This window comes from Roseateles puraquae (genome assembly GCF_002205845.1).
In the GTDB taxonomy this organism is placed as follows: domain Bacteria; phylum Pseudomonadota; class Gammaproteobacteria; order Burkholderiales; family Burkholderiaceae_C; genus Pelomonas; species Pelomonas puraquae.
Genome location: NZ_NISI01000012.1, coordinates 96,182 through 117,817 on the forward strand (window position 1 = coordinate 96,182; position 21,636 = coordinate 117,817).

Below are 21,636 nucleotides of genomic sequence, written 5' to 3' on the forward strand. Positions count from 1 at the left end.
CATGCAAGCTCTTCTTGCCCTCGTGCGTGCCGAGATCCGGCTCTACTTCTCCAACCGCCGCGCGGTGCTGATGAGCATCGTCGCGCCCATCCTGATCGCGGCCTTCTTCGGCAGCCTGTTCGGCGGCAGCAGCAAGATGGCCGGCATCCCGATCGGCGTGGTCGACCTCGACGACAGCCCGCTGTCCCGGCGCGTCGTGGCGGCCCTCCAGGCAGAGGCCTCGCTCAAGACCACCGTCGCCCGCGAGGATGAAGCGCTGGCCCAGGTGCGCGCCGGCCAGCTGCGCGCGGTGGCCATCCTGCCGGCGGGCCTGGGTCAGCAGGCCGGGGCGGCCTTGTTCGGTGCAGGCAGCAAGCCGGAAATCCAGCTGCACTACGACCCCTCCCAGAGCAGCGCCCTGGCGGTGGTGCGCGGCATGCTCGCGCAGACGCTGATGCAGGAGGTCAGCCGCAGCACCTTCAGCGCCGACAGCCCGGTGCTGGGCAACATGAAGCGCGAGGTCGAGGCGGCGCAGGGCATGGACCCCGAACGTCGCAGCGAGCTGGTGCGCATGTTCGACAGCATCAGCGCTGTGCAGCGGCACGAGCCGGCGTCAGCCGCATCGGCTGGGTCTCAGCCCGCAGGCGGCCTGTCCCTGCCCTACCGCACGCGCGAGATCGAGGCGGTGCAGGCCGGCGCCAATGCCGCGCCGGTGGCCTACAACAGCTATGCACACTCCTTCGCCGGCATGGGCGTGCAGTTCATCCTGATGAGCGGCGTGGAGCTGGCGCTGGGTCTCTTGATGATGCGCCGCCTGGGCTTGTGGAAGCGGCTGCGCGCTGCACCCTTGTCGCGCAGCCAGCTGCTGGGCAGCCGCATCGTCGCCAGCGCCGTCATCTCGCTGATCGTGTTCACCGTCATCTATGCGGTGGCCATCGCGGCCTTCGGGGTGCGGGTGCTGGGCAGCCTGCCCGGCTTCGCGCTGGTGTTGCTGAGCTTCTCGCTGCTGACCGCCAGCTTCGGCCTGCTGGTGGCGGCCCTGGGCCGCACGCCCGAGGCCACCCGCGGCCTGGCCATCCTGGCCACGCTGCTGATGGTCATGCTCGGCGGCGCCTGGGTGCCGTCCTTCCTGTTCCCGGAGTGGCTGCAGACCCTGACGCTGGCCGTGCCCACCCGTTGGGCCGTGGATGCGCTGGACGCCATGACCTGGCGCGGCCAGCCGTTCTCGGCGGCCCTGCTGCCCAGCGGCGTCATGCTGGCCTTCAGCGCGGCGTTCGGGCTGCTCGCCGTGTGGCGGTTCCGCTGGGAGGAGTGAGGGCGTCGCTACAGTGCCGCATGGACGCCGGAACCCACGCCTTCTACGACCGCTACGCCAACGAGGGTGTGGCCGCAGAGTCACCGCGCAGCGCCATGCTGGCCCAGGTCGAGCGGCTGCTGCCCGTGGGATGCAGCGTGCTGGATGTGGGCGCCGGTGCAGGGCGCGATGTGGCCGGCATGCTGGCTCTCGGGCTGCAGGCCTGGGGCGTGGAGCCGCATGCCGGCATGCGTGCGCAGGCCGAGCGGCTGTACCCGACCACGCGTGGGCGGTTGGCCGATGCGGGCCTGCCGGACCTCGGGCATCCGTTTGCGGTGGAGCGGCCGCAGGGCTTCGATGCCGTGGTGTGCAGCGCCGTGCTGATGCATCTGGCGCCGTCCGACCTGCCGGCGGCGCTGGCCTCGATGGCCAGCCTGCTGCGGCCTCGGCAGGCTGCGCCCGCCGTGCGGTTGCTGCTGGCCCTCCCCGAGATGGCCGCGTCAGCCCTGGCGGGTGATCGAGACGGCGACGGGCGCCGGTTTCACAACCATGCGCCGTCCGAGGTGCAGGCGCTGCTGGCGCCGCTGGGCCTGCGCCTGCACAGCGCGGTGGTAAATGACGCGGTGCTCGTCAGCGCCGCCACCCGCTGGCATCTGCTGGCATTCCAAGACGCCTGACGCCGCGGCGCCTCAGCCTCAGGCGCTGGCGGGCGTGCGGCCGCGGCGCACCGAGCCGACGCGGGCGTCGATGCGTTGCTGCAGCTCGCCGTAGAGCCCGAGCAGAAAGAGCAGCTCCACCGTCACGAACAGCGGCCCGATGATCAAGCCGATCAGGTCATCCACGAAGGCCGGCTTGCGGCCCTCCCTGAAGTGGCCGACGAACTGGAACACCCAGCCCACCGCGAAGCCGCCCACGCCGAGCGTCAGCCACAGCGCAGTCGTTTGCCCCGCCGCCCAGGCGCCGAAGGCGACCGCGCCCGCGAGCAGCGCCGTCATCAGCAGCCCGAGGCGCAGGTCCAGCCGCAGGTAGTACAGCGCGGTCAGCAGAGACACCGCCACGGCGGGCGACACGGGCAGGCCGGCCAGTGGCATCACCGGGCGGGACAGCAGCGTGGCGACCGCCACCACGATCAGCGGGATGCCGACGAAGTGCGTGGCGATGTTGCGGCTGTCGCGGTGGTAGGCCGCATAGTTGGCGAGCTGGTCTTCCAGGGTTTTCATGGGCGTCTCCTGTGGTGTGGCCGGTTGCCCCGGCGGGCCGGATCATGGGACAAACCGGGGCCGCGTTCTGTCCAGCCGCCGACACAAGTGCCCCGATCGCCTGCTCCCGATGCCCACCTGGCCGTGTTGACGGCCAGCGCCTGGTTCCGCTCCCTGCCTGATCCGCTGCAGGCGTGGATGCGGGCGCATCTGCGCGAGCGTCGGCTGCGGCCGGGCGAGCGGCTGTTCTCGCGCGGTGACACGCCGGACGGCCTCTATGGCCTGGCGCAGGGGCTGGTGCGCTTCACAGGCGTGAACGAGGCGGGCCAGGAGGCGGTGCTGGTGGTGCTCAATCCGCCGCAGTGGTTCGGCGAGATCGCGCTCTTCGACGACGAGCCCCGCACGCATGACGCCTGGGCGGAGTCGGCCGTCACGCTGTGGCACGTGTCCCAGGCTGAGCTGGCGGCGTTGCTGGCCGAGCAGCCGGCGTGGTGGCGGCATTTCGGCCGCCTGCTGACGCAGAAGATCCGCGCCTCGTTCACTGCGGTGGAAGACCTGGTGCTGCTCGCCCCCCGCGCCCGCCTGGCGCGCCGGCTGGCCCTGATGGCCACGGGCTTCGGCACGCTCGACGGCCAGAGCCTGCGGGTGCTGCGGGTGTCGCAAGAGCAATTGGCGTCGATGCTGGCGCTGTCGCGCCAGACCGTGAACCAGGCGCTGAAGGAGCTGGAGGCTGCGGGCGCGCTCCGGCGTGCACGCGGCGCGGTGGAGGTGCTGGACCTCGACGCCCTGCGCCGCGACGCCACGCCGGGCTGACTCGCCTGGCGCCCGCCACCGGGCGTCGTCAGGGTCGCAGCTCGCCCAGCTCGCCGTCCGTCAGCGGCTTGCCCAACGCGGCGCCGATCAGCATCTTCACGCCGGCCACGGCGTCACCATGCTTGTTGTCCCAGTACTGGCCGACCGTAGGCTTCACGCCGATGACGCTGATGCACGGATCCTCCTTGCCCTGCGGGAACCAGGTGCGGGCCAGGGGTGTCCAGAGCTTGTCGATCAGCGCGCGGTCTTCCGACAACTGGGCCTGGCCACTCAGGTGCATGAAGCCCGAATGCTCCGAGGCCTGGAAGTACAGCTCCACCTGCGGGTTGGCCGCGATCTGGGCGTTCTTGTGGCTGTGCTTGTCACTCAGGAACCAGATCGTGCCGTCCTCGTCACAGGCGCGCACGCCCATCGGTCGCACGCCGCCATGGGTCACCAGGAAACAGGTATCGGCCTTGTCGACGATTTCCTTGATCTTTTCGGCGGCGCCCGCGCCGGCCAGGTCGCGGCGCAGGTCGTCGAGTTCGCGGTCGGCGTGGGTGGGGGTCAGGTCCTGGCTGGGGGGATTCATCAGCGGTGCGTTCATGGCGGTCTCCGGAAGAAGGGGATGGCGCCAAGTTAGGCCCCACCCGCAGTCCCGGGTGTAGGCCGCCAGCCCGTCACCGGCTCAGCCGTGGGCTCAGCGGTCGGCTCAGCGCAGGGCGGTGAACCAGCGGCCCCAGCGCGGCGCCATGCGCCAGCCGTCCTCGCCCAGCCAGTCGGCTGCCACCAGCACATGGTGGGCGCGGCCGATCAGCTTCTCGCGGGGCACGGTGCCGATGTAGCGCGAGTCCTCGCTGTTGTCGCGGTTGTCGCCCAGCAGGAAGAACTCATCCGCCGGCACGGTGCGCTCCGCGAAGTCGCGCCGCGCGGTCACGCCGGGTAGGAACTGCACCGCGTGCGAATGGCCAGGCAGTTGCTCGGTCGCCCGCACCGCAGCCACCGGCCAGCCGGGCGCGAGCTGCTCGCCGACCGTGCGGCGGTCGGTGTAGGCGAGCGGCTGCCCATTCAGGATCAACACGCCGCCCTGCATCGCGATGCGGTCACCCGGCAGCCCGACGATGCGCTTGATGAGGCGCGTGCCGCCCGCCGGCGAGCTGAGGGTGACGATGTCGCCCCGCTGAGGCTCGGCCAGCGGCAGCAGCACCACGTCGGTCAGCGGCAGCTTGAGGTCATAGGCCAGCCGGTTGACCAGCACCACATCGCCTTCCAGCAGCGTGGGGCGCATCGAGGCGGAAGGAATGGGGTTCCAGTCCGCCACGGCGGTGCGGAAGAGGCCGAAGCCAAGCAGGAAGAGCAGGAAGCCGCGGTTCTCGCGGAGGGTGCGTCGCAGGTTCATGGCGGCATGCTGGCCCGACAGGCCGGTCGGGCGGGGCCGCAGCGGGCGAATGGCAGGCCGGGCAGGCCGAATGGCGGCGGGCGCGCCTGAGTGGTGGGGTAGCCGGTGATGTCCTACGGTCTTCAGGCGCCCCAGCCGGCCGCTGGGGAAAGCAAAACGGCCTATCGTTGCGGCAATTCCACGGGAGCCTCCATGCAGCTGACCCAGCGTTCCACCCCCTTCCAGGCCGCCGCCCTGCTGGGCTGGCTGGTGTTCGTGTTCGTCTTTGCCGGGCTTGGCGCGGTCGGCTCCAGCAATGCGCCGGGCTTCTATGCCGAGCTGGCCAAACCCGGCTGGGCGCCGCCGGCTTCGGTTTTCGGCCCGGTGTGGTCAGTGCTCTACCTGTTGATGGCGGTGTCGGCCTGGCTGGTGTGGCGCGAGGCCGCCCACCCGGGGCGGCGCGCCGCGCTGACGCTGTTCGTCGTGCAGCTGGTGGCCAATGCGCTGTGGTCGTGGCTGTTCTTCGCCTGGCGCACCGGGGCCGGCGCGTTTGCGGACGTGCTGCTGATGCTGGTGCTCATCGTCGCGACCATGGTGGCCTTCTGGCGCATCCGCAGGCCCGCGGCGCTGCTGATGCTGCCGTATCTCGCCTGGGTCAGCTTCGCGTCGGTGCTGACCTGGACGGTGTGGCAGGCCAACCCGCAGTTGCTCTAAGTCACGACAACGCCGCCACCACCCGATCGCGTCCCGCTGCCTTGGCCTCGTAAAGCGCACCATCGGCTCGGCGCAGCACGGCCTGGAGATCGGTGTCGCCCGCGGTGTACACCGACACCCCGATGCTCACGGTCACCGGAACGCGCTGGCCGTCGTCCGACACGCGGCGCGCGATGCGCTCGGCGAGCAGGGTCGCGTCGTGCAGGGTCGTGTGGGGCAGCAGCACGCAGAACTCTTCGCCACCCCAGCGGCCCACGTGGTCATCGGCGCGCAGCGCCTTGCGAAGGCTGGCCGAGACGCCCTTGAGCACGCGGTCGCCTTCGGCGTGGCCGTGCTGGTCGTTGATGGTCTTGAAGTGGTCGATGTCCACCATCAGCAGCGCATAACCGGCCTGGCCTGACGCGGCACCCGCATGCACCGCCTCCAGGTGCTGCAGCAGGCCGCGGCGGTTGAGTGCGCCGGTCAATTCATCCGTCTGCGCCTGCTGGCCCAGGCGGTGCAGCACGCGGCCGAGCACCAGGCGGATGTGCACCAGGTTCAGCAGCCCGCCGACGAACAGCACGGCGATCGCCAGCGGAATGTTGGCGTGCACGGGTGCATCGATCGAGATCTTGGTGGTGGCGCCCACCATCAGCGCCTGCACGCCACGCACCGTCAGGGCGGCGGCCAGCAGCGTGTAGCCGGCGGCCGCCACCGGCGCGAAGATCGGCGTGGCTGCACGGCCCTGGCGCCACATCAGCCGCACGCTGGCGGCCATCATCGCGGCGCAGCCGAAGCACACCACCGCCACGCGCAACCCGTGGCCGTTGTCCATCAGGAAGCTCGCCGCGACGACACCCGCTGCGGCCGCCAGGCCCAGGGCGTAGGGCGTGAGCGGCAGGCGCCGGCCCCAGTGCAGCGCCAGGCCGCGGTGCTCGCACATCGACGCGGCGATGATCAGCAGATCGGCCAGGTTGCGCGGTGCGCTGCCGCTGTCCCAGGGCGGCACGAACAGCATCAGGCCGGTGGCCAGCATGAACCAGAACAGCGCGAAATGACCCTCGGCCTCCCGCCAGCGCCGCGCCATGCGGGCGGTCATCGCCCACACCAGCGCATGCACCAGGAACTGCACGGAAACGAGCGCGATCAGCAGGGGTTGCGCGGTCACGGGAGGCGGGGGCTGCGAGGGAGGCCCCAGTGTGCCTGGGGCACGGGGTGCGCGGGGCTCACGAGCCCGCCTTGGCGGCCGGCGCGTCTTGCGCCGCCCAGCGCAACAGCGCATCCAGCACGCCGCGCCCGGCCTGCGCCTGGGCGTGGTTGATCACGGCCACCAGCACCCAGCGCCGGCCCGAGGGGGCGTCCACGATGCCGGCCAGGGCCGTCACGTCGCGCAGCGAGCCGGTTTTCAGGTGGGCCCGCCCGGTGGCCGCGCCAAAACGCCCCGGCTGGCGCGACAGCGTGCCGTCCAGCCCCGCCACCGGCAGCGAGGCCAGCAGCTCCGGCATCCAGGGCTGGCCCCAGGCCCAGCGCAGCAGCGCGGCGAGCTGGGCGGGGCTGATGCGGGTCTCGCGGGCCAGGCCCGAGCCGTTGACGACCCGCGTCGGCGGCGTGTTGCCGGCATGGACGTCCAGCCACGCCTGCAGCCAGGCGGCCGCGGTGTCGGGCGAGGGGGCCGGCACCCCGGCTGCGCGGGCCAGCGTGAGCAGCAGTTGCTGGGCGCCGAGGTTGCTGCTGTTCTTGTTGATGTCGCGCAGCGCCTCTGCCAGCGTGGGCCCTGGCCAGAAGAGGGTGGGGGCGGCAGCCGGGGCCGCGGCCTCGATCACCAGGGCGTTGTCGCCGCGCCAGGCGATGCCGGCCTCGCCCAGCATCAGCGCCAGCAGCCGGCCGGGGTAGGTGGCCGGGTCGGGGTCGGCCAGCGTCCAGCTCTGCTCGCCGCAGGCGGCCGGGAAGCTGCCGGCAAAACGCGGTCGCTGGCCGGCGGCCCATTGCAGCTTCAGCGCGCTGCGCCAGTCGCCGCAGGGCGCGGTGGTGGTGGGCACGGTCTGGGGCGGGTCCAGCGGCGGGTCGGCGGTGATGCGGGCCTGAGCGCCGTCCACCCGCACGCTGTAGGTGATGGCCTTGGCGTTCAACAGCAGGGCCTCGGGCTGGGCGTTGCCGACGCGCCAGGGTTCGCCGTCGAAATCGCCCGGTGCCGCGGTGCCGGGCGTGAAGGCGCTGCGGTCCAGCCGCAGCGGGCCGCGCAGCTCGGTCACGCCCAGGCGCTTGAGACCGGCCCACAGCCGCTCGGTGCCCAGGCGGGGGTCGCCGCTGCCCTGCACGGCCAGGCCGCCGTCTTCGGTCAGCCACACCGGGGTCTGCCATTGCCACGCGGGCCCGAGCGTCTCCAGCGCGGCCATGCTGGTGACCAGCTTGGTGAGCGACGCCGGGTTCATCGGCGTGGCGGCCTGCCAGGCCAGGCGGGGCTCGGGCTCGTCCAGGGCCTGGACGACCACGCCGAGGGCGGTCGGGGGCAGGTTGGCCTGGCGCAGCGCGACCTGGACCGACAGGGGCAGCCCCTGGGCGGCCACCCCCCCGATCCACGCCCCGATCCATCCCCCCAAGAGCCATGCCCGAGCCTGTTTGCGCATGACCCGAAAGTTACACTGCCCCGATGCCCTTCCTCCTGGCCCTCGACAGCTCCACCGACACGATGGCCGTGGCCCTCGTGACACCGGCGCAGACCCGGGTTTTCGAGGCCGCCGGCGGCGCCCAGGCTTCGGCGCGGCTGTTGCCTGAGGTCAAGGCGCTGCTGGCGGAGGCCGGCGTGACCCTGGCCGAGTTGGAGGCCGTCGCCTTCGGCCAGGGGCCCGGCGCCTTCACCGGCCTGCGCACCGCCTGCGCGGTGGCCCAGGGCCTGGCCTTCGGGCTGGGCAAGCCCGTGCTGGCCGTGGACAGCCTCATGCTGGTGGCGGAGGACGCCCGCGCCCAGGGCGCCGGCGACGACGTCTGGGTCGCGATGGACGCCCGCATGGGCGAGATCTACGCCGCCCACTACCGCCACGATGGCGGCAGCTGGCAGGTGCTCGACGCCCCGGCCTTGTACGCACCCGCCGCGCTGGCTGCCCACTGGGGCCGGCCCGCCGCCGCGGCCGGGTCCGCGCTCACCGAGTACGCCGAGGCCCTGGGCCCGGTAGCGCCAGCCTGGCCCCAGGCCCGCTCGCGTGCCGCGGCGCTCGGTGCCCTGGCGCTGGCGGCCTGGCAGCGCGGCGAGACCCGCGACGCCGCCGAGGCGCTGCCGGTCTATATCCGCGACAAGGTGGCCCTCACCACCGCGGAGCGGGAGCAGCGCGCATGAACGCCGTGGTGCAGCCCGGCCTGCCGCCGTTCGAGGCCGCCGTGATGCGCGTGCCCGACCTGACCGAGGTCATGGCCGCTGAGCGCCAGGCCTACCCCGTGCCCTGGACGCACGGCAATTTCGTCGACTCGCTCGCCGCCGACTACCCCGCCGAGGTGCTGCGCGGCCCGCGCGCCGAGCTGCTGGGCTACTGGGTGGCCATGCCCGGGGCCGATGAGATGCATCTGCTGAACATCACCGTGGTACCGGCCTGGCAGGGGCGCGGCCTGGCCGTGGTCATGTTGGACCGCCTGGTGGACGAATGCCGCCGCCGCGGGCTGATGCAGCTGTGGCTGGAAGTGCGGGTCAGCAACGAGCGCGCGCGCGACGTGTATCGGCGCTACGGCTTCACCGAAGTCGGCCGGCGGCGCGCCTATTACCCGGTGGTGCAAGGCCCCCGCGAGGACGCCATCCTCATGAGCCTGGGAGTCAGCTCATGAGCTGGGACGAACGCCAGAGGGCCATGCTGGCCGAGATGGGTTACCGCCTTCCGGTGGCACTGGACCCCACGCCCGAGCCCGAGGCCGCCGAGCCGGAACCCATCGTCGTGGCTGCACCGCCGCCGCCGGTGATGCGCGTGGCCGTGCCGGCGCCGGCGGCGGTCATGGCGCCGCCGGCCATGACGCAGGCTGCTCCTGCGCAGGCTGCGGACTTCGCCGGGCTGGACCTGCCCGCCCTGCGCGACGCTGTCGCCGCCTGCCGCGGCTGCGGCTTGTGCGAGCAGCGCCGGCACGCGGTATTTGGCCAGGGCGCGCTGCAGCAGGCGCAATGGCTCGTCGTGACCGATCCGCCGGACGAGTCGGAGGACGCCAGCGGCGACAGCCAGCCGGGCGACGCCGGTCGGCTGCTGGACCGCATGCTCCAGGCCGCCGGCCAGCGCCGGGCCGGCGACGACGCGACCGCCTTCGTCACGCCGCTGGTCAAGTGCCGCCCGCCGCGCGGCCGGGCCCCGCAGCCGGCTGAGCTGGAGGCTTGCGATGCCGTGCTGGCACGCCAGGTGGCCCTGCTGCAGCCGCGCGTGGTGCTGGCCATGGGCCTGCAGGCGGCGCGCCGCCTGACCGGCACCACCGAGCCGCTGGGCCGGCTGCGTGGCCGGGTGCACCAGTGGCGCGGCCTGCCGGTGGTGGTCACGTTCGCGCCGGGCTACCTGCTGCGTTCCGGGGCCGACAAGGCCGGTGCCTGGGACGACCTGCGTCTGGCCCTGTCCCTGCTGCGCGCCTCATGAGGGACCCGGTGAGCGCTTCCCAGGCCCTCGATCTGCAGGCGCAGGCGCTGGATGCCGCGCGCTTTCGCATGCTGGCCGACCATGTGCCGGCCTGGATCGCCCTCTACGGCGCGGCCGACCATCGCTGCCTGTTCGCCAACCGGGGCTATGCCGAGGCCTTCGGGCTGACGCAGCAGTCGATCATCGGCAAGCACTTCAGCGAGATCGTCGGCGCCCAGGCCTATGAAGAGGTGCGCGGACCGGTGGAAGAGCTGGTGCGCGAGCTCAAGCCGGTGGTGTACGAGCGGCTGCTGGCGCATCCAAGCGGCGAGGAGGCTTACCTCGAGATCCACCTCATCCCGCAGTTCGACGAGCACGGCGTGCTGCTCGGCAGCTGGGTGCTGGTGTATGACATCACCCGCCACCGCGTGGCCGAGCGCCGGCTGCGCGAGTCCGAGGCGCGGCTGGACAAGTTCATGCAGGCCACGGTGGAGGGCATCCTTTTCCATCGCGATGGCGTGATGACTGATGTCAACGTGCCGCTGTGCGAGCTGACCGGCTGGCCGCGGCACGAGCTCATCGGCAAGCATGTGATGGCCTTCGTCGCCGAGGACGAAGTGCCCAAGGTGCGCGAGGTGATGCGCCTCGGGCAGGAGCTGCGCTACGAGACCGTCATCCTGCACCGCGACGGGTCGCGCATTCCGGTGGAGCTCATCATGCGCACGCTGGAGCGCGACCAGGAGCGGCTGCGCATGGCCGTGGTCCGCGACATCCGCGACCGGCTCGCCAACGAAGCCCGCATCCAGCACCTGGCCCACCATGACGGCCTGACCGGCCTGCTCAACCGCACGGCCTTCATGGACCGCATGGCCCTGCTGATGCGCCGCGCCGAGCGCCGCGGCGAGATGCTGGCGCTGCTGTTCATCGACCTCGACAACTTCAAGCGCGTCAACGACAGCCTCGGCCACCTCGAAGGCGACCAGGTGCTGACCACCGTGTCGGAGCGCCTCCTCGGCGCGCTGCGCGGCAGCGACCTGGTGGGGCGCTTCGGCGGCGATGAGTTCGTGGTGCTGCTGTCCGACCTGGAGAGCCGCGACGATATCCGTGTCGTGCTGGAAGCACTGCTGTCGGTCGTCGAGGTGCCGGTCAAGGCTGACGGTCGCGCGCTGTCGGTCACGCCGTCCATCGGCGTGGCGGTCTTCCCCGACCATGGCCGCAAGGCCGAGGAACTCATCCAGCACGCCGACACGGCCATGTACCGCGCCAAGGCCCGCGGCCGGGCCACCTACCAGTTCTTCGAGCCGGCCCTGGCCGAAACCGCCTACGCCGATCTGGTGCTGGAAGCCGAGCTGGCCCAGGGCCTGACGCGCAACGAGTTCGAACTGTTCTTCCAACCGCAGGTCGAGGCGGCCACGGGCCAGCTCAGCGGGGCCGAGGCGCTGCTGCGCTGGCGGCATCCACAGCGCGGGCTGCTGAGCCCGGACAGCTTCATCTTCGTGGCCGAGCGCCACCGCCTCATGCTGGCGCTGGGCGAATGGGTGCTGCGCGAGGCGGCCACCACCGCGCGTCGCTGGCGCGAGCAGGGCCTGACGCGAGGACTGGGCGCGATGCGCATCGCGGTCAACCTGTCGCGGATGCAGTTCAACCTCGACGGCTTTGGCGACATCGTGCGGCGCGTGCTCGCGGAGGCCGGCGCGCCAGGCCAGTGGCTGGAGCTGGAGCTGACCGAGCGCATGCTGATCGAAGACGTCGAGCACGCGCCGACCACGCTGGCCGCGCTGCGCGCCCAGGGCCTGACGGTGTCGGTCGACGACTTCGGCACCGGCTACACCTCGCTGGCCCACCTGACCGAGCTGCCGCTGGACAAGCTCAAAATCGACCAGAGCTTCGTGGCCCGGCTGCCAGACGATGTCGGCGCCCAGGCCATCACCCGCGCCATCGTGCAGATGGCCGTGGGCCTGGGGCTGACCGTCACCGCCGAGGGGGTGCGCACCGCGGCGCAGTGGCAGCTGCTGGCGAGCTGGGGCTGCCAGCAGTTCCAGGGTGAACTGGTGGGGGCGCCGATGTCGGCCGCCGATTTCGAAGCCTGGGTGAAGGCCCGGTGAACCGCATGACACTGACCGAGAAGATCCACGCCGAGATCGCGACGGCGGGCGGCTGGCTGCCGTTCGACCGCTTCATGAGCCTGGCCCTGTACGCCCCCGGCCTGGGCTATTACGCCGGCGCGCGTCGCAAGTTCGGCCAGATGCCGAGCGAAGGCTCCGACTTCGTCACCGCACCCGAGATGACGCCGCTGTTCGGCCGGGCGCTGGCCCGGCAGATCGCGCAGGCCTTGTCGGCGAGCGGCTGCAATGAGGTGGTGGAGTTCGGCGCGGGCTCGGGCGCGCTGGCGGCGCAGCTGATCGCCGAGCTCGATGCGCTGGGCGCCGGCCTGGCGCGCTACCGCATCGTCGAGCTGTCGGCCGAGCTGCGTGAGCGGCAACAGGCGCGCCTGGCGCACTGGGCGGGCCGTGTGGAGTGGCTGGATGCGCTGCCCGAGGCACTGGAGGCCGTGGTGGTGGGCAACGAGGTGCTGGACGCCATGCCCGTGCAGCTGATCGCCTACGACGGCCAGACCTGGCGCGAGCGCGGCGTGGTGTCGGCCGGCGAGGGCTTCGCCTTCGAGGACCGAGACAGCCGCCTGCGCCCGCCGCTGCTGGACCCTGGCCATGGCGGCTTCGTGCCCGGGACGGTGACCGAGATCCATCCACAAGCCGAGGCCTTCATCGCCACGCTGGCGCGCAGCCTGCAGCGCGGTGCGGCCTTCTTCATCGACTACGGCTTCCCTGAAGGCGAGTACTACCACCCGCAGCGCCGCGGCGGCACGCTGATGTGCCACCAGGCCCACCAGGCCGACGCCGACCCGCTGGTGGCGGTGGGCGACAAGGACATTACCGCCCACGTCAACTTCACCGGCATTGCCTTGGCCGGGCAGGACGCGGGGTTGGTCGTGCTGGGTTACACCAGCCAGGCGAACTTTCTGCTCAACTGCGGCATCGCCGACCTCCTGCACGGCGCCTCGCTGGGCGAGCGCGCGATGGCGCACCGCCTGCTGGCCGAGCATGAGATGGGCGAGTTGTTCAAGGTGATCGGCTTTGCCCCGCTGCTGGCGCCCTTCGACGCGCTGGGGTTCGAACGCGGAGACCGGTCGCACAAGCTCTGAAAGGCGTGCGATGAAAGCCTGGGTTCTGCTGCCGGCGGTGCTGGCGGCGTCATCTGCTCCTGCGCAGGAGCTCGGCGTCGGCCGGCAGCTCGCCGCCACCTGCGCCACGTGCCACGGCACGCAGGGCCGTGCGGTCGGCTCGGTCATCCCGCCGCTGGCTGGCATGAAGGCCGAGGTGCTGCTGTCGGCCATGGCCGACTACCGCCAGGGGCGCCAGCCCGGCACCGTGATGCCGCAGATCGCCAAGGGCTACACCGAGGAGCAGCTGCGCCTGATCGCAGCCTACTTCGCCGCCCAGCCGGCCCCGGCGCCGGCCTCGCGGCCGTGATCGCGCGCCGCGAGTTGCTGGGGGCGGCGAGCCTGGCGCTGGCCGGCTGCGCCACGCCGGGCCGCGCCCGACCGCAGGTGGTCGTCGTGGGAGGCGGCTTCGGCGGGGCCACCGCCGCGCGCTACCTCAAGCTCTGGGGCGGCGCGGCCGTGGACGTGACCCTGGTGGAGCGCAACGACGGCTTCATCTCCTGCCCGATGTCCAACCTCGTCATCGCCGGCGTGCGCGAGCCGCTGAGCCTCGCCCACGGCTACGCGGCGCTGGAGGCCCAGGGCGTGCGCCGGCTGCGCGGCGAGGTGGTGGGCATCGACCCGGCCGGCCGCAGCCTGCGCCTGGCCGACCGCAGCACGCGGCGCTGGGACCGGCTCATCCTGGCGCCGGGCATCGACTTCCAGCTCGACGCCACGCCCGGCCTCGCCGCCGCGCTGGACAGCGGCCGTGTGGTGCATGCCTGGAAGGCCGGCGCACAGACCCTGGCCCTGCGCCGCCAGCTCCAAGCCCTGCCCGACGGCGGCGTGGTGCTGATGAGCATCCCGAAGGCGCCCTATCGCTGCCCGCCCGGCCCCTATGAGCGGGCCTGCCTGATCGCGTCCTGGCTGCGCCGCCACCGGCCGCGCGCCAAGCTGCTGGTGTTGGACGCCAACCCCGAGATCCAGAGCAAGAAGGCGCTGTTCGAGCGGGCCTTTCGCGAGCACCACGCCGGCGTGCTGACCTACCAGCCCAACGCCGAGCTGCGCGAGGTGGCCGGCGACGTGGCGCGCTTCGAGTTCGAGGACGTGCGTGCCGACGTGCTCAACCTCATCCCGCCTCAGCGCGCCGGGTCGCTGGCGCGCGAGTTGGCCAATGTCAACGGACGCTGGGTCGGGGTGGACTGGCTGTCCATGCAGGCCCAGGCCGCGGCGGGCGTGCATGTGGTGGGCGATGCAGTCTTCTCGGCGCCTGGCATGCCGAAGTCGGCGCACCTCGCCAACCAGCAGGCCAAGGTCGCGGCAGCGGCGGTGCTGGCCGAGCTGCAGGGTCAGCCGGTCAACCCGGCGCCGGTGGTGATGAACACCTGCTACAGCTTCGTCACGCCCGACGAAGCCATGCATGTGGCCGCCGTCTACCAGTACGACGCCACCGAGCGCACGATGAAGGCCGTGGCCGGCGCGGGCGGGGTGTCGCCGCGTGCGAGCGCTGCCGAGGCCGATGTGGCGCGGGACTGGGCCGAGAACATCTGGGCCGACAGCCTGGCACTGGGGTCAAAGTAGCAGGCCGCCGAGGCTGGCCTGGGTGAGGGCACCGCCGCGCAGGGCGGCGAGATCGGCCCAGGCCTCCCGCACCGGCGCGGCGTCATCCCGGCCGGCCGCGTGGCGGGCGTCGAGCCAGCGCTGCACGGCATCCAGCGGATGGCCCGGCGCGAGGTGGGCGGGACGTGCGGCACGCGCCTGGGCCAGTCGATCCGCGCTGTCGGCCGTCCCCTGCAGGACGGCGGTCATGGCGACGTCCAGGTGTGCCGACCACACCTGCACGAGGCCGGTGTCGGGCGTGGCCTTCACCTGGGCGAGGCGTTGGTTGAGCAGGGTCGCGCTGCGGTCGAGGTCTCCCAGCGCGCGCGCCAGGCGGCCCTCGGCGCGCGCCAGCCGGTTGCCGGCGCTGGTGAGCGATGGCGGCAGCGGCAACTCGCGCAGCCGCTGCAGGGCCTGCGTCGCCAGCGAGGTGTTGCCCTCGGCGAGTGCGGCCTCTGCCACCAGCACCAGGCTGCGCCCGCGGCGATTGCTGGCCGGGAGGGCGGCGGCTTCGCCCAGCACCGCGCGGGCTTCGGCAGCATCGAAGCGGCCGCGTGCGGCCCCGGCCAGCAGCCGTTCGCTGCGATAGACCAACAGGCTCGTCGGCGGTTGCCCGTCGGCGCGTGCCTGGGTGAGCAGCCGGTCGAGGGCGGTCAGCGCATCGGCATGCCGCCCCTGCAGCCGCAGCGTGCTGGCATAGATGCTGAGGACGTGCAGGGCCAGGTCGTTGCCTGGACCGAGCGCCTGCCGGATGTCGGCGAGCAGCGGCTCCACACGCGCATCCAGCCCGTCGAAGTCGGCGTTCTCGCCCATCAGCGACATCTCGGACTGGCGCAGCACCAGCCGCTGCCGGCCCATCTTCGGATGGGTGCTGGACCACATCGGCCGTGTCTCGCGCAGCACGGCGAGTGCTTCTTGCAGGCGTCCCTGGCGCTGCCGCAGCACGCTGAGGTTCTGCAGGTAGTCGGCGAGCTCGTATTCATCGCCCGGGTGCAGCTGCTCGGTCAACACGCGCACGCGCTCCAGCGCCTGCTCCGCATCGGCCAGGCGATGCGAATGCATGTAGTCCGCCGCCAGGCTGAACAACTGCATGCGCACCGGTTCGCTGTCGGGCCCGAAATGACGCGCGAGCGGGGCGCCGATCGGCTCCAGCAGCGCGATGGCCGTCTCGTCGTTGCCCATGATCTGGTGGATCTGCCCCAGGCTCAGGCGTGCCAGCAGCACCGGCGGCGTGTCCTCGCCGTGTTGCTGTCGCGCCAGCGCCAGCCATTGCTCGCCCAGCGGCAGCGCTTCGTCGAAGCGGTTCAGTGCCATGTAGGTGCGGGACAGGACTTCCAGCAGTTTGGCGCGGGCGTCCGCATCGTCGCCCAGGGTGGTGAGCCGGTCGCGGCTGTCGTCCAGCAGCTCCATGATGGTGGGCAGCTGGCCGTCACGCGGGATGCTGCCGCGGGCCAGCAGCGCCGTGAGAAAGCCGCTCACGGTCTCGCTGCGCTGGCGTGCCCCTTCGGCCTGCTGCCACTGCCACAGACTCACGCCCATGCCGGCCGCGAGCGACACCGCGACCGCGCCGGCCAGCGCCGCCGGCAGCGTGTGCCGGCGCACCCACAGCCCGGCACGGTGGCGCCAGCCTGCGCCGCGGCGGGCCAGCACCGGGCGGCGTGCCTGCCAGTGCTGCAGGTCTTCGATGAAGGCGTGCACGCCCACGTAGCGTTCTCGCGGCGTCTTGGCGAGCGCGCGCAAGGCGATGGCTTCGAGGTCGCCGCGGGCGCGATGGGCATCCACGGGGCGGCCCGGGCCGTCAGCGTCGGCAGGCTCGCGCAACAGCGCCTCCAGCCGGTGCGGGGGCTGGTGCAGCACCGCATGCGTCATGGCGGTGGGGTTGTCCTGCCGCTGACCGAAAGGCAGGCAGCCGGTCATCAGCTCGAACAGCATCACGCCGAGCGAGAACACGTCCACGCCCGTGCCGCCGTCGTCGTCGGTGATCAGCTCCGGCGCGGCGTAGCCCGGGGTGAGCCCGGCCTGGGTCTCGCCCGCGCCGAAGTCGGGCGACACGGCCAGGCCGAAATCCAGCAGCTTCGGGCCGCCCAGCGCGTCGACGCGCACGTTGGCCGGCTTGAGGTCGCGATGCACGACCAGGCGGCCGTGCGCATGCTCGACCGCTTCGGCCACCTGCAGCAGCAGGGCGACGCGGGCCGAGAGGTCCAGGGCGCGGGCGTGCTCGGCAAGCGGCGGACCGTCCACCAGCTCCAGCACGAGGTAGGCGTGAGAGCCTTGCACCCCGGCGTCCAGCAGGGCCGCGATGTGCGGATGGGCGAGCCGGCCCAGCGCCGCGCGCTCGCGGCGCATACGCCGCGCCACGGCGGGCGAGGTGCCATCGCCGTGCAGCCGCTTGATCGCCACCCGACCGTCGTAGAGCCCGTCGTCGCGCTGGGCGTGCCAGACCTCGCCCAGGCCGCCCCGGCCGAGGCGGTGAGAGAGCACCCAGGGGCCCAGTCGCTGACCGGTCAGCGAGGCGTCGGCCGGGTCAGCCGTCGCCATGGCAGGGCCTTACCAACTGCCGGTGTTCGGCATCGAGGCCCAGGGCTCGGCCGGCGGCAGGGCCGGGCCAGCCTGCAGCAGCTCGACCGAGATGCCGTCGGGCGAGCGCACGAAGGCCATGCGGCCGTCGCGCGGCGGGCGGTTGATGGTCACGCCGTGCTGCTGCAGCTTGGCGCAGGCGGCATAGATGTCCTGGACGGCATAGGCCAGGTGGCCGAAATTGCGGCCGCCGGTGTAGACCTCGGCCTTGCCGTCGGCGTCGGGCCAGTTGTAGGTCAGCTCGACCTGGGCGTCTTCATCGCCCGGGGCGGCCAGGTACACGAGGGTGAAGCGGCCGGCCTCATGCTCGGATCGCTTGACCTCGACAAGGCCGAGGGCGTCCCGGTAGAAGCGCATCGAGGCGTCCAGGTCATGGACGCGGACCATGGTGTGCAGGTATTTCATGGCGCCGATTCTCGCGGCCGAACGCTGTCCTCAGGAACCACGGGGTTGCCTGCGACACCGCCCCAAGGCGCGCGCCAGCGCCGCCGCCCCTCCAGCGACTCCCACGGATCCGGCTCCGCCGGGCCGTCGGGAGTGCCCCCTTGAGGGGGCGCGCGCAGCGCGTAGGGGGTGGTCTAGTAATCCAGCCATTCCATCGGTGCGACCAGGCTTGCTCCGCGGATGCGCTCCAGCGTCCCGGTCAGCACGTCGATGTTGTTGTCGAAGCTGCCATGGCTGGCGTCGATCTGGTCGCCGGCCTTGGTGATGCGCACCTTGGGGCTGGCCACCCGCTGCAGTAGCTCGCCCGCGGGCCAGAGCTTGAGCCAGGCGGCGACGTCGGGGTTGGGCTTGCCGCCCGGCCCCAACGCCCATTGATCGTCCACCCAGGCGGGGTCGGGCTTGACCAGCGCGCGTTCCATGCCCAGCAAGGGCTGCTTGCGCACATCGTCCAGCGCGCGCGAGACGAGGTAGAGGAGGGACTTGCCGTAGATGTCGCGGCGCGCGTCAGGCAGGCCATCGGCACGTTCATTGCCATCGGTCAGCACATGCAGGCGCAGGCGGTCCAGCGGCAGCACGCCGGCCTGGTGGGCGGCGCCGTAGTGCTGCACCGCAAAGCCGCTGGAGCAGGCGGCGGCATAGAGCTCGCAGCTCGCCACCGGCAGCACGTCGCGCCCGTCGAGGCGGTCCAGCAGATGGCCCAGCAGGATGGAGCCGGCCGAGTGGCCCACCAGGTGCAGCTCCAGCGTCTTGCCGGCCTTGGCGAGCTGGTCGCGCAACTCGCGCAGCAGCTGGGCGCTCAGGTCCAGCACATGGTCGGGTGTGGCCCCGCCCGCGGCGTTCTCGCGCATCTCCGCCCAGATGCCACGGGCGAACTGGCGCGCCACGGCCTCCAGCGCCCGGTCCTTGGCTTCGCCGGCGGCTTCGCGCAGGCGGTCCAGCCAGCCCTCGCTGCGCTGGCCATCGATGACGCGGTGGGCCAGGTCTTCCACCATCGCCTTGAGCGTCTCGCCGGGGCCGGTCTTCCAGGTGAAGAACAGCGGATAGATGCCATTGGCCAGGAAGTAGGGCGCCAGCACCCGGATGCGCTGCACGGAGGCGAGCTCGTTGTTCAGCCCGCCATGCGCGTAGAGCGCGAGCTTGACCGTCTTGCCGCCGGCCGCCTTGGCCCAGGCCAGCGGTCGCTCCACGATGATCTCGCGGGCCAGGCCCAGGCGGTCGCGCCGGTCGCGGGTGAAGTCGGTGGCCATCAGCTGGCCGTCGTTGCCCGAGACCAGCGTGTGGGTGTAGGCCGCGTCGGTGCGCAGCGGCTGGTAGGGCTTGTGGTCGAAGACGTGGTTGAAGGGCCAAGGGTCGTCGCGGGGGTTGTCCTGCACGCGCAGCGTGGCGCCCACGTCCGTGAGCCCGCGGCCGGCCATGACGCGAAAGCCGCTGGCTGCGCGTGCCGCCTTGCCGCGCGTGGCGGTGGCGGCCTGGCGGCCCTGGATGTCCGACAGGTCCTGCGGCACACCCAGGGCCACCGCCCAGGCATCGGTGCCGTTGGTGACCCAGTCTTCGTAGCTCAGGATGGCGAAGCCGCTGGCGCCCCAGTCGGTGCCCCAGCTGTTCTGCACGACGAAGCCGCGTTCGTTGTAGCCCACCAGCGCAAAGGCGTGACCGCCGGTGGCCTTGACCTGGCGTTCGATGCGCGGCAGCTTGTCGTGGCTGGCAGGCATGGGGCTGGCGTCCAGGGTCCAGCCATCGTGCACGTCGGCCGACACGTAGATCGCGCCGATCTCGTAGATGGCGGCCTGCATGTCCACCACGCTCTTCTTGTCGACGCGGTAGTACACGCCGAGCGCCCGGGTGGTGGCGTCTTCGTCCCAGCCGGGCTGGGGACGCTCGAACACGCCGTTGCCGTCCTTGTCGAGCGGGTAGGGCCACAGCGCCGCCGAGCAGATGCCATGCTTGTGCCAGCCCTTGAGCGCGCCGCGGCAGGAGGAGCCTTCGTAGTCCTGCCCGGGCCATTCGTCGTAGAGCTTGGCCAGCTCGTAGAACATGCGCGGGCTCACCAGCTCGGGCAGGCGGCGGCTGCGCGGTGCGGCGAGGTGCCGCAGCCAGTAGAGGTAGTTGGTGACGCAGGCCAGGCCGAAGCCGGTGCAGGCGCCTTCGTTGCCCTGGTTGAGGATGCGGCCGGCCTTCACGTAGGCCGGCAGCAGGCGCTTGAGGTCGGCGTCCATCGGCCAGCGGGGTGGCAGCGAGCGCAGCGGCGAGCGGTAGACGAGGTCGCGCAGGTCGAGCCGGTCGGGGCGGGCATCGAGCTTGGGGCTGGGCGCGGCGGGCGGGGTTGTCTTCTTGCTGGGCTTGGCGGTCTTGGTGGCCATGTGGGTCTCCGCTTTATGCAAGCGGCAGATCATGTCAACCTATCCCCATCCCCGACAAGCGCGCGTGCGAGACTCATCCTCATGATGAAGGTCTGCATCGTCGGCTTGGGGGCCATCGGCGGCTGGTTGGCCGCGCATCTGCAACGGCTGCAGGATGTGCGCGTGAGCGCGCTGGCCCGGGGTGACACCCTGGCCGCCGTGAGCGCACACGGCCTGCGGCTGGACATCGGCGGCGAGACCTGGCGAGCGCCGCTGCACGCCAGCGACGACCCCGCCGAGCTGGGCGAGCAGGACCTCGTCATCCTCGCCGTCAAGGGGCCCGCGGTGGCCGGCGTGGCGGCGCAGGTGGCGCAGCTCTGTGGCACGCACACGCGGGTGCTGACGGCGCTCAACGGCCTGCCCTGGTGGTTCACGGCCGGGCTGCCGGTGCCGGGGCTGTCCCTCGCCAGCGTGGACCCGGGCGGCCGCATCGCGGCGCTGCTGCCCCCGGCGCGCGTGATCGGCTGCGTGGTGCATGCCAGCTGTGCGCTGCGCGAGCCCGGCTGGGTGCGGCATGTGATGGGGAACGGCCTGCTGCTGGGCGAGGCCACGGGCGGCAGCAGTGCGGGGCTGGCCGAGGCCACGGCGCTGCTGACCCGCGCGGGCTTTGGCGCCAAGGCGGTGGACAGCATCCAGCGCGAGGTCTTCTACAAGCTCTGGGGCAACATGACGACCAACCCCGTCTCGGCCTTGACCCGTGCCACCACCGACCGCATCCTGGCCGACGAGCTGGTCTGCGAGTTCACGACGGCCATCATGCGCGAGGCCGCCGTCATCGGCGAGAAGGTGGGCTGCCCGATCGCACAGTCGCCGCAGGACCGCCATGCCATCACCCGCTCGCTGGGCGCGTTCAAGACCTCGATGCTGCAGGACATCGAAGCCGGCCGCGCCATCGAGACCGACGCGCTGCTGGCCGCCCCGCGCGAGCTGGCTCAGCAGGTGGGCGCGGTCACGCCGATGCTGGATGCGCTGCTGGGGCTGACGCGGTTGATGGACGCGGGCCGGGTCAGGTCTTGAGGCGCGCCCAGCGCTCGTGGTCGCGCCAGCGGCCGCCGATCTTCAGGTACTTGGGCGAATAGCCCTCGCGCTGGAAGCCGCAGCGCTGCACCAGCGCCAGCGAGGCGGCATTGCCGGGCTGGATGTTCGCCTCCAGCCGGTGCAGGCCGAGGTCGGTGAAGGCGTGGCGCACCATGGCCTTCAGCCCGGTCGTCATGTGGCCCTGGCCGGCGAGGCCGGCAAAGGCGTAGTAGCCGAGATAGCCGCTTCGAAACGCGCCCATCACGATGTTGGTCAGGTGGATGGCGCCCGCGAGTTGGCCGTCCACCTCCACGACAAAGCCGTGGTGGGCCTGGAAGTCGAAACGTGCCAGGTGGCGGGCGAAGGCCGGCGCATCGCAGGGCGCGGTGACCCACGGTTGGTGCAGCCGGCGGCTCGCGCGGGCCGCGGCGATGAAGGCGGCTTCGTCAGCCGCCGTGACGGGCCGGATCTGCGCCAGCGCCGGCACGG

The 21,636-nt window shown here is 72.1% G+C and carries 21 protein-coding genes; 12 read left to right on the top strand and 9 right to left on the bottom strand.

Annotated features, from left to right (window positions below):
- Nucleotide 1: 1 nt before the first annotated feature.
- Complete coding sequence (locus CDO81_RS22760; RefSeq protein ID WP_088485540.1) at nucleotides 2–1,294, top strand: ABC transporter permease; 1,293 nt, start codon at nucleotides 2–4, stop codon at nucleotides 1,292–1,294.
- A 20-nt stretch (nucleotides 1,295–1,314) separates the two neighbouring features.
- Nucleotides 1,315–1,950 carry a class I SAM-dependent methyltransferase gene (locus CDO81_RS22765; protein WP_088485541.1) on the top strand — a complete coding sequence of 212 codons (636 nt, stop codon included), beginning with the start codon at nucleotides 1,315–1,317 and terminating at the stop codon, nucleotides 1,948–1,950.
- An 18-nt stretch (nucleotides 1,951–1,968) separates the two neighbouring features.
- Here the strand turns inward: CDO81_RS22765 and CDO81_RS22770 are convergent, their stop codons facing one another.
- Entirely contained in the window at nucleotides 1,969–2,493 is a 525-nt protein-coding gene (locus CDO81_RS22770; protein WP_088485542.1) for an Mpo1 family 2-hydroxy fatty acid dioxygenase, read from the bottom strand.
- Nucleotides 2,494–2,580: 87 nt separating this feature from the next.
- Here CDO81_RS22770 and CDO81_RS22775 point away from each other — a divergent pair, with 87 nt between their 5' ends.
- On the top strand, nucleotides 2,581–3,285 hold the full coding sequence (locus tag CDO81_RS22775) for a Crp/Fnr family transcriptional regulator (RefSeq protein WP_241517103.1): 705 nt from the start codon (nucleotides 2,581–2,583) through the stop codon (nucleotides 3,283–3,285).
- A 28-nt stretch (nucleotides 3,286–3,313) separates the two neighbouring features.
- Here CDO81_RS22775 and CDO81_RS22780 read toward each other — a convergent pair whose 3' ends face one another.
- Complete coding sequence (locus CDO81_RS22780; RefSeq protein WP_241517104.1) at nucleotides 3,314–3,871, bottom strand: pyridoxamine 5'-phosphate oxidase family protein; 558 nt, start codon at nucleotides 3,869–3,871, stop codon at nucleotides 3,314–3,316.
- A 105-nt stretch (nucleotides 3,872–3,976) separates the two neighbouring features.
- A complete protein-coding gene (lepB, locus tag CDO81_RS22785) occupies nucleotides 3,977–4,663 on the bottom strand; it encodes a signal peptidase I (RefSeq protein ID WP_193466532.1) in 687 nt (228 codons plus the stop codon).
- A 192-nt stretch (nucleotides 4,664–4,855) separates the two neighbouring features.
- Here lepB and CDO81_RS22790 point away from each other — a divergent pair, with 192 nt between their 5' ends.
- The gene (locus CDO81_RS22790) at nucleotides 4,856–5,356 is read left to right on the top strand and encodes a TspO/MBR family protein (RefSeq protein WP_088485543.1); all 501 of its coding nucleotides are present in this window, start codon (nucleotides 4,856–4,858) and stop codon (nucleotides 5,354–5,356) included.
- Nucleotide 5,357: 1 nt separating this feature from the next.
- Here the strand turns inward: CDO81_RS22790 and CDO81_RS22795 are convergent, their stop codons facing one another.
- Both CDO81_RS22795 and dacB read right to left on the bottom strand, forming a co-directional pair.
- Complete coding sequence (locus CDO81_RS22795; RefSeq protein ID WP_158218392.1) at nucleotides 5,358–6,503, bottom strand: GGDEF domain-containing protein; 1,146 nt, start codon at nucleotides 6,501–6,503, stop codon at nucleotides 5,358–5,360.
- 58 nt (nucleotides 6,504–6,561) lie between these two features.
- Nucleotides 6,562–7,962: a D-alanyl-D-alanine carboxypeptidase/D-alanyl-D-alanine endopeptidase gene (gene dacB, locus CDO81_RS22800; RefSeq protein ID WP_088485545.1), complete on the bottom strand. Its 1,401-nt coding sequence runs from the start codon at nucleotides 7,960–7,962 to the stop codon at nucleotides 6,562–6,564.
- 23 nt (nucleotides 7,963–7,985) lie between these two features.
- Here dacB and tsaB point away from each other — a divergent pair, with 23 nt between their 5' ends.
- From tsaB to CDO81_RS22835, 7 genes are read left to right on the top strand one after another with little or no spacing between them, the layout of a single operon-like run.
- Complete coding sequence (tsaB, locus tag CDO81_RS22805) at nucleotides 7,986–8,669, top strand: tRNA (adenosine(37)-N6)-threonylcarbamoyltransferase complex dimerization subunit type 1 TsaB (protein WP_088485546.1); 684 nt, start codon at nucleotides 7,986–7,988, stop codon at nucleotides 8,667–8,669.
- The gene (rimI, locus tag CDO81_RS22810; RefSeq protein ID WP_088485547.1) at nucleotides 8,666–9,148 is read left to right on the top strand and encodes a ribosomal protein S18-alanine N-acetyltransferase; all 483 of its coding nucleotides are present in this window, start codon (nucleotides 8,666–8,668) and stop codon (nucleotides 9,146–9,148) included. Before tsaB ends, rimI begins: the two co-directional genes overlap by 4 nt.
- The gene (locus CDO81_RS22815; protein WP_088485548.1) at nucleotides 9,145–9,933 is read left to right on the top strand and encodes a uracil-DNA glycosylase; all 789 of its coding nucleotides are present in this window, start codon (nucleotides 9,145–9,147) and stop codon (nucleotides 9,931–9,933) included. Before rimI ends, CDO81_RS22815 begins: the two co-directional genes overlap by 4 nt.
- Before the next feature lie 8 nt (nucleotides 9,934–9,941).
- Nucleotides 9,942–12,017: a putative bifunctional diguanylate cyclase/phosphodiesterase gene (locus tag CDO81_RS22820; RefSeq protein ID WP_158218393.1), complete on the top strand. Its 2,076-nt coding sequence runs from the start codon at nucleotides 9,942–9,944 to the stop codon at nucleotides 12,015–12,017.
- 5 nt (nucleotides 12,018–12,022) lie between these two features.
- Nucleotides 12,023–13,114, top strand: coding sequence for a class I SAM-dependent methyltransferase (locus CDO81_RS22825; RefSeq protein WP_088485600.1), 1,092 nt, complete (start codon nucleotides 12,023–12,025; stop codon nucleotides 13,112–13,114).
- Nucleotides 13,115–13,124: 10 nt separating this feature from the next.
- Nucleotides 13,125–13,442, top strand: a complete 318-nt coding sequence (locus tag CDO81_RS22830) for a c-type cytochrome (protein ID WP_088485550.1) — start codon at nucleotides 13,125–13,127, stop codon at nucleotides 13,440–13,442.
- Complete coding sequence (locus CDO81_RS22835) at nucleotides 13,439–14,692, top strand: NAD(P)/FAD-dependent oxidoreductase (RefSeq protein WP_088485551.1); 1,254 nt, start codon at nucleotides 13,439–13,441, stop codon at nucleotides 14,690–14,692. The genes CDO81_RS22830 and CDO81_RS22835 overlap by 4 nt, the downstream gene beginning before the upstream one ends.
- Here the strand turns inward: CDO81_RS22835 and CDO81_RS22840 are convergent.
- From CDO81_RS22840 to CDO81_RS22850, 3 genes are all read right to left on the bottom strand, one after another.
- Nucleotides 14,684–17,248 carry a serine/threonine-protein kinase gene (locus CDO81_RS22840; protein WP_088485552.1) on the bottom strand — a complete coding sequence of 855 codons (2,565 nt, stop codon included), beginning with the start codon at nucleotides 17,246–17,248 and terminating at the stop codon, nucleotides 14,684–14,686. The two genes, CDO81_RS22835 and CDO81_RS22840, sit on opposite strands and share 9 nt — an antisense overlap.
- A gap of 9 nt (nucleotides 17,249–17,257) precedes the next feature.
- On the bottom strand, nucleotides 17,258–17,692 hold the full coding sequence (locus tag CDO81_RS22845) for a VOC family protein (protein WP_088485553.1): 435 nt from the start codon (nucleotides 17,690–17,692) through the stop codon (nucleotides 17,258–17,260).
- 173 nt (nucleotides 17,693–17,865) lie between these two features.
- The gene (locus tag CDO81_RS22850; protein ID WP_088485554.1) at nucleotides 17,866–20,091 is read right to left on the bottom strand and encodes a C1 family peptidase; all 2,226 of its coding nucleotides are present in this window, start codon (nucleotides 20,089–20,091) and stop codon (nucleotides 17,866–17,868) included.
- Nucleotides 20,092–20,175: 84 nt separating this feature from the next.
- On the opposite strand from CDO81_RS22850, the gene CDO81_RS22855 reads away from it, so the two are divergent.
- On the top strand, nucleotides 20,176–21,147 hold the full coding sequence (locus CDO81_RS22855; RefSeq protein WP_088485601.1) for a 2-dehydropantoate 2-reductase: 972 nt from the start codon (nucleotides 20,176–20,178) through the stop codon (nucleotides 21,145–21,147).
- On the opposite strand, the gene CDO81_RS22860 is transcribed toward CDO81_RS22855, so the two are convergent.
- On the bottom strand, nucleotides 21,137–21,634 hold the full coding sequence (locus CDO81_RS22860; RefSeq protein WP_088485555.1) for a GNAT family N-acetyltransferase: 498 nt from the start codon (nucleotides 21,632–21,634) through the stop codon (nucleotides 21,137–21,139). The genes CDO81_RS22855 and CDO81_RS22860 overlap by 11 nt on opposite strands.
- Nucleotides 21,635–21,636 lie beyond the last annotated feature (2 nt).